11 protein-coding genes are annotated in these 9,101 nt (G+C 68.9%); 4 read left to right on the forward strand and 7 right to left on the reverse strand.

Going from position 1 to position 9,101, the window contains the following annotated elements; translation table 11 throughout:
* The 4 genes from L2C96_RS43665 to L2C96_RS43680 all read right to left on the reverse strand — a co-directional run.
* A partial coding sequence (locus L2C96_RS43665) for a cbb3-type cytochrome c oxidase subunit I (RefSeq protein WP_372491328.1) occupies positions 1 to 1,178 on the reverse strand: 1,178 nt, incomplete at its 3' end.
* 156 nt (positions 1,179 to 1,334) lie between these two features.
* On the reverse strand, positions 1,335 to 1,616 hold the full coding sequence (locus tag L2C96_RS43670) for a metal-sensitive transcriptional regulator (protein WP_237340263.1): 282 nt from the start codon (positions 1,614 to 1,616) through the stop codon (positions 1,335 to 1,337).
* 64 nt (positions 1,617 to 1,680) lie between these two features.
* Positions 1,681 to 2,634: a M56 family metallopeptidase gene (locus L2C96_RS43675; RefSeq protein ID WP_237340264.1), complete on the reverse strand. Its 954-nt coding sequence runs from the start codon at positions 2,632 to 2,634 to the stop codon at positions 1,681 to 1,683.
* Positions 2,631 to 2,990 carry a BlaI/MecI/CopY family transcriptional regulator gene (locus L2C96_RS43680; RefSeq protein WP_237340265.1) on the reverse strand — a complete coding sequence of 120 codons (360 nt, stop codon included), beginning with the start codon at positions 2,988 to 2,990 and terminating at the stop codon, positions 2,631 to 2,633. The genes L2C96_RS43675 and L2C96_RS43680 overlap by 4 nt, the downstream gene beginning before the upstream one ends.
* An 80-nt stretch (positions 2,991 to 3,070) precedes the next feature.
* Between L2C96_RS43680 and lgt the strand changes: the two genes are divergently transcribed.
* Positions 3,071 to 3,973: a prolipoprotein diacylglyceryl transferase gene (lgt, locus tag L2C96_RS43685; RefSeq protein ID WP_237340266.1), complete on the forward strand. Its 903-nt coding sequence runs from the start codon at positions 3,071 to 3,073 to the stop codon at positions 3,971 to 3,973.
* On the opposite strand, the gene L2C96_RS43690 is transcribed toward lgt, so the two are convergent.
* Positions 3,942 to 4,520 carry a TetR/AcrR family transcriptional regulator gene (locus L2C96_RS43690; RefSeq protein WP_237340267.1) on the reverse strand — a complete coding sequence of 193 codons (579 nt, stop codon included), beginning with the start codon at positions 4,518 to 4,520 and terminating at the stop codon, positions 3,942 to 3,944. The two genes, lgt and L2C96_RS43690, sit on opposite strands and share 32 nt — an antisense overlap.
* Before the next feature lie 81 nt (positions 4,521 to 4,601).
* On the opposite strand from L2C96_RS43690, the gene L2C96_RS43695 reads away from it, so the two are divergent.
* Entirely contained in the window at positions 4,602 to 5,264 is a 663-nt protein-coding gene (locus L2C96_RS43695; RefSeq protein WP_237340268.1) for a DUF2218 domain-containing protein, read from the forward strand.
* A gap of 164 nt (positions 5,265 to 5,428) precedes the next feature.
* Here the strand turns inward: L2C96_RS43695 and L2C96_RS43700 are convergent, their stop codons facing one another.
* On the reverse strand, positions 5,429 to 5,767 hold the full coding sequence (locus tag L2C96_RS43700) for a hypothetical protein (protein WP_237340269.1): 339 nt from the start codon (positions 5,765 to 5,767) through the stop codon (positions 5,429 to 5,431).
* A 152-nt stretch (positions 5,768 to 5,919) separates the two neighbouring features.
* On the opposite strand from L2C96_RS43700, the gene lnt reads away from it, so the two are divergent.
* On the forward strand, positions 5,920 to 7,491 hold the full coding sequence (gene lnt / locus L2C96_RS43705) for an apolipoprotein N-acyltransferase (RefSeq protein ID WP_237340270.1): 1,572 nt from the start codon (positions 5,920 to 5,922) through the stop codon (positions 7,489 to 7,491).
* Here the strand turns inward: lnt and L2C96_RS43710 are convergent.
* Positions 7,431 to 7,688, reverse strand: coding sequence for a cell division protein CrgA (locus tag L2C96_RS43710; protein WP_237340271.1), 258 nt, complete (start codon positions 7,686 to 7,688; stop codon positions 7,431 to 7,433). The two genes, lnt and L2C96_RS43710, sit on opposite strands and share 61 nt — an antisense overlap.
* Before the next feature lie 266 nt (positions 7,689 to 7,954).
* Here L2C96_RS43710 and L2C96_RS43715 point away from each other — a divergent pair, with 266 nt between their 5' ends.
* Complete coding sequence (locus L2C96_RS43715; protein WP_237340272.1) at positions 7,955 to 9,028, forward strand: prolipoprotein diacylglyceryl transferase family protein; 1,074 nt, start codon at positions 7,955 to 7,957, stop codon at positions 9,026 to 9,028.
* Positions 9,029 to 9,101: the final 73 nt, after the last annotated feature.

The raw sequence follows: 9,101 nt of genomic DNA on the forward strand, positions 1-9,101 counted from the left end.
ATCGTGCCGAACAGCACGTAGTGGAAGTGCGCCACCACGAAGTAGCTGTCGGTGACCTGGAAGTCCAGTGCCGGTGCGGCGAGGATGATGCCGGTGAGGCCGCCCAGCAGGAAGGTCACCATGAATCCGACCGACCACAGCATCGGCGTCTCGAAGGTGAGTTGCCCCTTCCACATGGTGCCGATCCAGTTGAAGAACTTGATCCCGGTCGGAATCGCGATCAGGAACGTGAGGAAGGAGAAGAACGGCAGGAGCACCGCACCGGTGGCGAACATGTGGTGGGCCCAGACGGCGACCGACAACGCGGTGATGCCGAGAGTGGCGAACACCATCAGCCGATATCCGAACAGCGGTTTGCGGGCGAACACCGGCACGATCTCGGTGATGATCCCGAAGAACGGAAGCGCGACGACGTAGACCTCGGGATGCCCGAAGAACCAGAACAAGTGCTGCCACAGGATCGCGCCGCCGTTGGCTGGATCGAACACGTGCGCACCGATGAGGCGGTCGGAGAGTAGGCCGAACAGTGCCGCGGTGAGGATCGGGAACGCGATCAGCACCAGGACACCGGTGAACAGGATGTTCCAGGTGAAGATCGGCATGCGCCACATCGTCATCCCTGGGCAGCGCAGGCACACGATCGTGGTCACCATGTTGACCCCGCCGAGGATCGTCCCGAGGCCGGACACGGCAAGGCCCGCGATCCACAGGTTGCCGCCGATGCCGGGGGAGTAGGCGGCGCTGGAGAGCGGGGCATACCCGGTCCACCCGAAGTCTGCCGCGCCGCCTGGCGTGGCGAACGAGGCCAGCACGATGGTGCCCCCGAAGAGGAACAGCCAGTAGGAGAAAGCGTTCAGGCGGGGGAACGCCACGTCGGGCGAGCCGATCTGCAGCGGCACTACCAGGTTGGCGAAGGCGAACAAGTTCGGTGTCGCGTAGAGCAGCAGCATGATGGTGCCGTGCATCGTGAACATCTGGTTGTACTGCTCGCTCGAAAGGAACTGCAGGCCCGGGCGCCCGAGTTCGGCGCGCATCAGCAGGGCGAGAGCTCCCCCGACCAGGAAGAATCCGAACGAGGTGACCAGGTACATCATGCCGATGACCTTGTGGTCCGTTGTCCGGAGCAGCCCCAGCAGAACGGAACCCCGTGGCGCGGGCGGTCGTACCCGGCGGGTGATCGGACTGGGCGCGATTCCGATCTGTGGTTTCGTCACACGGCACCTCCGCCACGCCCGCGGTGCTACTAGCTGTGATAGTAGTCACCAGCGAGGCGTGGCGCGAGTCGGGCGGCCGTGCGCGATGGTGTCGAGCGTTGTGTGGTGGGCGGCTGGGAGTCAGGAACGAACGAGCCTGGCGATGGCGTCCGAGGCTTCCTGCACCTTCTCCTCTGCTTCCTTCCCGCCGGCCGCGGCGGCGTTCACCACGCAGGTGGCGAGGTGTTCGTCGAGGAGTTCCAGCGAGAACGCCTGGAGCGCCTTCGTCGCCGCGGAGACCTGGGTCAGGATGTCGATACAGTACTTGTCCTCTTCGACCATGCGCTGCAGCCCGCGGATCTGTCCCTCGATCCGCCGGAGCCGTTTGAGCTGACTGTCCTTACCGTCGCGGTCATTCGCCATTGGTTCACCTGCCCGCTCGCGCGTCCCCGAAGTCAATCATACCCGAAAGGGGTATCAGGACGGGCTATTGAAGGCCGATCGGGCAGGCCGCGATCGCGGCGGTGAGGAGTAACGCCGCGCCGGCGACGAACGGCAGCGTGGTCGCGGCGATCGCCGCTGCGCCGCAGGTCAGTGCCCGGCGTGCGCTCCCGGAGCCGTTCCAGGTGTCCAGGCGTGCGAGCCGGAGTGCGACGGCCTCTCCGGCCATGGCCAGGGCGCCGTCCGGGATGCCGTGTCCCGCCACGCCCAGGAGTGCGGCGCGGACCGCGGTCGGCCCGTGCCGTCGCGCCGCTGCTTCGTCCGCCGACAGTTCGACGAGGTCGCGGATCGCGGCTGGCGCTTGGCGGAACAGGGCGACGAACGGCACCGTCCGGCGCAGGACGTCGGCGATACCGACCAGGAGGTGGTGCCGGCCGCGCAGATGCGCGTGCTCGTGTGCGAGCACCGCTGCCGCGCAAGCCGCCGGGAGGTGCCGGGTCAGACCGTCCGTGGCCACGATGACGCCGGGTCGGCCGGCAATGCTGAACGCCATCGGCTCATCGTGCGCCAGCCAGACGGTAGGGGGTTTGCCCGTGTCCGCGCGGCCGGCGAGCCTGAGGAGGTCCAGATGATGCCGTCGGGCCCGTCGGACCCGGCGGATCTCGCCCAGGCCGACAACCGCCAGGCGGATCGCTCCGGCGAGCAGCAGGACCGCGCTCAGTGCGCCACCCAGTTCCTCGAGTCTGGGGGATGTGCCGTGTTGCAGTGCCGTCCAGCAACCGGTCAGCGCGCTCGCCAGCGAACCGGCTGCGCCGTGCTCGGGGACGAACAGCAGGAGGATCCCGACGGTGCCGGCGAGCAGCACGCCGCCCATCGACAGCAACCAGGCGCTGATGAGCGTCCGGGGGTCCCGTTGTCGCAGATCCGCGCGGCGCAGCCCCCGCGGCACCAGCCAGCCGGCGACGACAGCGCCGAGCAGGAGCGCGATCGCGACGATCATCGGCGGTCCTTGCGGCGGAGGGCGGCTCGCAGTACGGCAGCCTCTTCGTCCGATGCCGTCCTCGCGAACCGGAGCAGGGCCGCTTCCGGATTGCCCGATTCGGCCAGCACTTCCCGAAGCGCCCGCGCGGCAGCTTCCTCGCGAGCAAGTGCCGGCCGGTAGAGGTAGGCCTTTCCGTGCAGTTCGCGGTGAACCCATCCCTTGCGGTGGAGGTGGTCCAGCACGGTCATGACAGTCGTGTAGGCCAGTCGCTTCCCGGTGTCCAGCCGGTGCAGGACGTCGCGGACCTTCGCCGGCTCGTCCGTGCGCCAGAGGACCTCCATGACCGCGGCCTCCAGCTCGCCGAGTCCGAACATCGCACCTCCCGCGCTAGCCTACTATTGCAAATAGTAACTGTTCGTCGGCTTCCCGCCTACCGGCTCGAAGGAGAAACGACATGTCAGGGTCGGTCACGGTGCTGGCAGCCATACCCAGCCCGCCGCAGGGTGTCTGGCAGATCGGGCCGGTGCCGCTCCGGGCGTATGCCCTGTGCATCATCGCCGGAATCGTGGTGGCGATCTGGTGGGGAAACCGGAGGTATGCCGCCCGCGGCGGGTCGCCGGGGACCGTCACCGACGTAGCGGTGTTCGCGGTGCCCTTCGGGATCATCGGTGGGCGCATCTACCACGTCGCGACTGATTATTGGCGGTACTTCGGCCCGGGCAAGAACCCGTGGGACGCGCTGAAGATCTGGGATGGCGGGCTCGGAATCTGGGGTGCGATCGCGTTCGGTGCACTGGGCGCGTGGATCGGGTGCCGGCGCGCGGGGGTGTCACTACCGCCGTTCGCTGACGCGGTGGCGCCGGGTATCGCGGTGGCGCAGGCGATCGGGCGCCTGGGGAACTACTTCAACCAGGAGGTGTACGGCCGGCCGACGTCCCTGCCGTGGGGGCTGGAGATCTACCGGCGGATCGATCCGGTGACCGGGCGGGAGGACAACCTCGGCGGTGTCGCCGTCGACGGCAATCCCGTCGCGGTCGTGCAGCCGACCTTCCTCTACGAGATGCTCTGGATCGCTCTGGTCGTCGCGCTGCTGGTGTGGGCGGACCGGCGATGGCGGTTGGGGCATGGACGGGTCTTCGCCCTCTACGTCGCGGGCTACACGCTGGGCCGGTTCTGGATCGAACTTCTGCGTGACGACCCCGCTACCGAGGTTTTCGGTCTGCGCATCAACACGATCGTGTCGGCGGTCGTCTTCGCCGGCGCGGTCGCCTACTTCGTGGCCGCGCGGGGCAAGGGGGCCAGGGAGATTTCCGGAGCCGCTGTTGTCAGCCGGGAGGACGCAGCCCCGCGAGCGTGACCGCCACCAGGCGTTCGACCGCATCCGTCGTCGGCAGGCCGGCAGACGCCGACAGCGAGTGCAGGCAGTAGGCGGTGAGCTCGTCCGGGATGATGTCGCCGCGGACGACGCCGGCCGTGGCGCCCTCCTGGAGCAGGTCCCGGATCATCGCGTGCAGCTGCTGCCGTGCTTGCGCGACCTGTTCGTCCCGGTGGAGGAAGGCGGCGAGTTCGGTGTCGTGGTGCCGACCGGTGTGGTGCGCCACGAGGGCGTACGTCCGGAGCACCGCTTCGAGCCGCCCAGCTGGGCCCTCCGCCCCCTCGCGCGCGCGGGTGAGGTGGTCGAGATGAGTGGCGATCTGACGTTCGTGCCAGGCGCGCAGGATGGTCTCCACGTCCGGGAAGTACTTGTAGAGCGTGGCCCGCCCGATGCCGGCCTTCTCGGCCACTCGCGACATCGTCACCGCACGCAGGCCCTGTTCGGCCACCAGTGCTGCCGCCGCTTCCATGGTCGCGGCCCGCACCTCCCGGCGGTGCGCGTCGATCGTGTCGTTCCACAACTTCGGCACAGGACAACCATACGCGTTCGTCATAGTAGTACGACGTTCATGTATTGACCATAGACATTGTGTCTCGATAAATTTGGCTGCATGGTGACTGCCCAGGGGCGTGTCGACACCGAACGGCCGGCCCGGTACCTCGTCCAGCTCTGCCGTCACGCCGACCAGGTCGGCCGCCGGGGGCTCCATAAACCCCGCGGGCACGACCGGGGCCGGCCGCCGGAGATGCCGGACGACCTGCACGCCGAATGGTCCGACACCGCCGGAACCATCACCTTCCGGCCCTGGGGCCGGTGTGACGTCGAGGCCGTCGACGGTGCGCTGATCCTGCGCGTCGATGGAGTCGACCAAGAGAGCGTGGCCCGAATCCAGGGGATCATCGACCGGAACTTCGGGCGGTTTGGGAGACGGGAGCAGCTGGCCGTGCGATGGCAGGACCCGGCCGCGTCCACGGACCCCAAGCCATCGGCAACCTGGGTGCGCAGGCACGGACGGGCGAGATTCCTCGCCGCGGCAGGCGTGCTGGGTGTCCTGCTGGTCGTGGCGGCGCACGTGGTCATGGCCGGTGCCGCTGCCGTCGTCACCCGTTGGCTGGGCTGGACGGCACTCGGGGTCGCGGTGGTGCCGCTCCTCGTCGTCGGTGCCCACTTGTTGCTGCCTGGTGCCGCGTTCGCGTTGCGGCGTTCCGTCCGCCGCCGACAGGGCAGCGAAGGAACCAGTGGCGCGGAGCCGGAGGTAGACGACCGGCCATGAGGCCGATTTCGCGGGTGCCTGGCCGGCTGACTGGCTGGGGGAAGCGCCGTGTGACCCGTGGGTAACTCCCACCAGTGCACGCAGGATCTGGGGTAGCCACAGGAAGGTGCCGTTGTCCCCTCGGCCTCCACGTAAACCCCGGAAATCGTCAATCCGGTGGACGGTCACATGCGACAAGCCGCCAGGCCGACCGACAAGGCCGGTCCGGCCATCACGCCGCACGGGCGAGCTTGACGGGGTCGAGGGCGAGCACCGTGCCCGAACCATGGATAGAGCTGGCCGAGGATGAGGACGAGGCCGATCTCGGCGAGCATGCCCTGCACAACGGACGGTGAGATCGCCTGGAACAACGTGCCGAGCGTGCGCAGGTCGAACAGGATCTGGAGCGGGCCGGTGCCGCTGACCTGCAAGCTGCTGCCGGGCATGGAGCCGGCGACGAGACCGCTGGCTGTCCGGGTGATGATGCCCAGTTCGGCCGGGAAGCCGGAGGTCCACTGCGACACGGACGCACGGCGAACTCCACAATGCGCCGTCGGTGATCTACTAAGGTAAGTAGTATAAGTTCGGTCGCGGCACAACGTATCGGGAAGAAGGTGCGGATGCCGATTCGTCCTCGCCGACGGCGGCGCCGGTGACTGCCGTCGCTCAGTCCACTGTGGCGGACATCGTCCGCCCACGCCTGGGTCAGGTTCTGTGGCGCTCACTGCTCGCCGCGGCATCCGGTGTGCTGCTGTATCTCAGCTTCGCTCCTCGCCCGCTCTGGTGGTTGGCGCCGGTCGCGTTCGCCGGGCTCGGCCTGACCTTGCACGGGCGGCGGTTCGGGGCGGGCTGCGGATACGGATTCGTCTTCGGTCTCGCGCTGTTCCTGCCATTGCTCTCGTGGCTGCAGGACTTCCTGGGCGCGGACTTCGGACCCTGGCCATGGCTGGCGCTGTCGGCGACTCTGGCGCTCTACCTCGCGGTCGTGGGCGGCTTGATCACCCTCGTCCAGGGCTTGCCTGCTGCGCCGGTGTGGAGCGCGTTGATCGTGATCGCGGCCGAGACGCCGAGGGCGTGGTTCCCCCTCGGCGGATTTCCCTGGGGTCGTGTCGCGTTCACCCAGCCCGAGGGTGCGTTCGTGTCCCTGGCCTCGGTCGGGGGTGCGCCGTTGGTCGGTTTCGCCGTGGTGTTGTGCGGGTTCGGAGCAAGTGCCCTGGTGCGGACGTTGCGTCGAAGAGAAGGGCGGCTTCGTCCGCTGCTCGGACCGGTGGCGGCAGTGCTCGTTCCTGTCCTTGCCGGCCTGTCGGTCTGGACCACGGTCGGCACCGAGGCGCAAGCCGGGACCCGGACTGTCGCGGTTGTTCAGGGCGGCGCCCCCGACATCGGTCTTGCCCTGCAAGGGCAGCGCGGCCTGCTGAGGGAGAACCACCTGGCGCAGACCCGGCGGCTCCGGGCAGAGGTCGACGCCGGCCGGGTCCGCAAGCCCGACCTAGTGGTGTGGCCGGAATCGGCGGCGAGCATGCCGTCCGACCGGGAGCGGCTGGACGCGATGGTCGACGAAGCCGGCGCGAGCGTGCTTGTCGGAGCGCTCGAGCGGTTGCCGGACGGACGGGTGCGCAACGTCGTGATCGCCTGGGAGCCCGGATCAGGTGCTGGTGAGCGCTACGCGAAACAGCAGTTGGTGCCTTTTGGTGAGTACGTCCCCGCCCGCGCGATCGCCCGGCTGGTCACGCCGTTCGCGAACGGGAGCGACGACGTCGTCCCGGGAGACGGGCGCCGCGCTGCCCTTCCGGTCGCCGGCGTCACCGTCGGTGTCGCGGTGTGCTACGAGGTGGCTTACGACTACCCGGGCCGCGACGCAGTCCGGGGCGGTGCGCAACTGCTCACCGTGCCGACGAACAACGCGTGGTACGGGCGCAGTGAGATGAGCTACCAGCAGCTTGCGATGGCTCGTTTGCGGGCGGTGGAGCACGGACGCTCAGTGGTCGTCGCGGCGACCAGCGGTGTCAGCGCGGTCATCCGGCCCGACGGGACCGTCGCAGCCTCGACCAGTCTGTTCACCCCGGCGTCCCTCGTCGAGGAGGTGCCCTTGCGCAGCGAGGTGACGCTCTCCGACCGGCTGGGCGCGTGGCCGGAGTACTCGATGCTCGGGACGGCAGCGGCGGCCGTGCTGGCCGGGCTGCTCCGTCACCGCCAGCGGGTGGTCATCAGCAGGCCGGGCAGCATCAAGCCGAAGCCGACGAGGTAGCCGAACCCGCCCAGGTCCCGCATGATCGGGATATCCGGCCCGGCCAGGTAGAGCACCACCATCCAGGCCAGGGCCAGGAACAGCAGTCCGAACATCACGATGGTGTAGGTCAGAGACGTCTTCCCCGGTGCGCGGACTGTGGCCCGCTGCGGGGGAGGCGTGTACGCGGTCTTCTTCCGTACCCTCGACCGTGGCATTCGCGGCTCCGTTCTACTAGCGCGCCTAGTACGATCGATATTAGTAGTGATTGCCCGAGAGGAGCTGCCTCGTGGGAAAGAAGGCGCGGAAGCAGGAAGCGCGGACGACCGCGGAGAAGCCACCGGCGCAGCGAGCCGAGGGCGCTGTCCCCCTGGCTCTCGCCGGCTCGTGGTCCGCGCGCTCAGTCGGTCAGTCGGGCCGGCCAGTCGCCGTCCAGGAAGCGCGGAAGGGCGCTGGCTCCGATGTGCACGCGGAGGAGCAGCACATGACACCGGCCGGCTGGCTCGAGCGTCGACTGGCTGAGGCGGAGCCGCAAGGGCTGGCCGTGACGTACTGGTTCGACCCGCCGCCGGCCGGGCAGCCCTATCCTCTCGATGTCCGGTTCACCGGTACGCGAACCGGGGTCGCGGGCACGCCGCAACAGCGCGACCGGTTCGAGGTCGTGGAGCACGTCGAGCGCGTTGTTCCAGGCGGGGGCCGGATCGCGCTCACTTCGCGGGTCCAGGGGATCAACCCGGGGACCTGGCGTGTCACGGCTACGCCCGTGTCCGGCCGGGGCGCGGGAACGGCGTCGGCGCCGGCCTCCGTCATCGCGCGGTTACCTCGCCGGGTCATCACGACGACCACCCGGTTCGGCGTTCTCGCGCACGGGCCGTCGGTCCGGCTGATCTCCTGGCCGTTGCTGGTCGGCCTCGGTGCTGTGGTCGCGATCGTGGTGCAGGCGATCCTCGCGGCAAGGGTGGGCGTCGCGGTTGGCGACGTACTTGCGCTGTCCGCCCTCGGATGCGCGCTCGGGTTCGTGGGTGCCAAGGTGTGGTACCTGGTGCTGCACCGCAAGCCCTTGCGCAACTTCCTCACGGCCGGCGCGTGCATCCAGGGATTTCTGCTGGTGGCGCTCACGGTCGTGGTGATCGGGGCAGCCGTTCTGGGATTGCCTCCTGGCGTCCTCCTCGACGTGACCACCCCGGGGATCTTCCTCGGGATGGCAGTAGGCCGGCCCGGGTGCTTCCTCACCGGGTGCTGCGCGGGACGGCCGACCGGCTCCCGGTGGGGGCTGTGGTCCTCGGATCGGCGCCTGGCCACGCGGAGGTTCCCCGTCCAGCTCGTCGAGGCCATCGTTGCGCTCCTGATCGGGATCACGACGCTCGCCCTCGTGCTGGCCGTCCCGACGCCGGTGCCCGGTGCTGTATTCGCCGGTGCGATCGCCGCTTACACCTTCGCGCGGCAGTTGCTGTTCCCGCTCCGCACGGAGTCGCGCACGCGCACGGGCCGAAGGGCGACGATGGTGATCTGTGGCCTCGTGCTCGCTGGTTCGCTCGTCGTCTCCCTGGTCGCGTAGGGGTTCGCGGAGCCCTAACCCTGCAACGGCAGTTAGGCGAGTTGATAGCCGCGTCGTTTGTAGTGGCTGAGGC

Origin of the sequence: Amycolatopsis tucumanensis (assembly GCF_021654135.1) — a bacterium.
GTDB classification, from domain to species: Bacteria; Actinomycetota; Actinomycetes; order Mycobacteriales; family Pseudonocardiaceae; genus Amycolatopsis_E; species Amycolatopsis_E tucumanensis.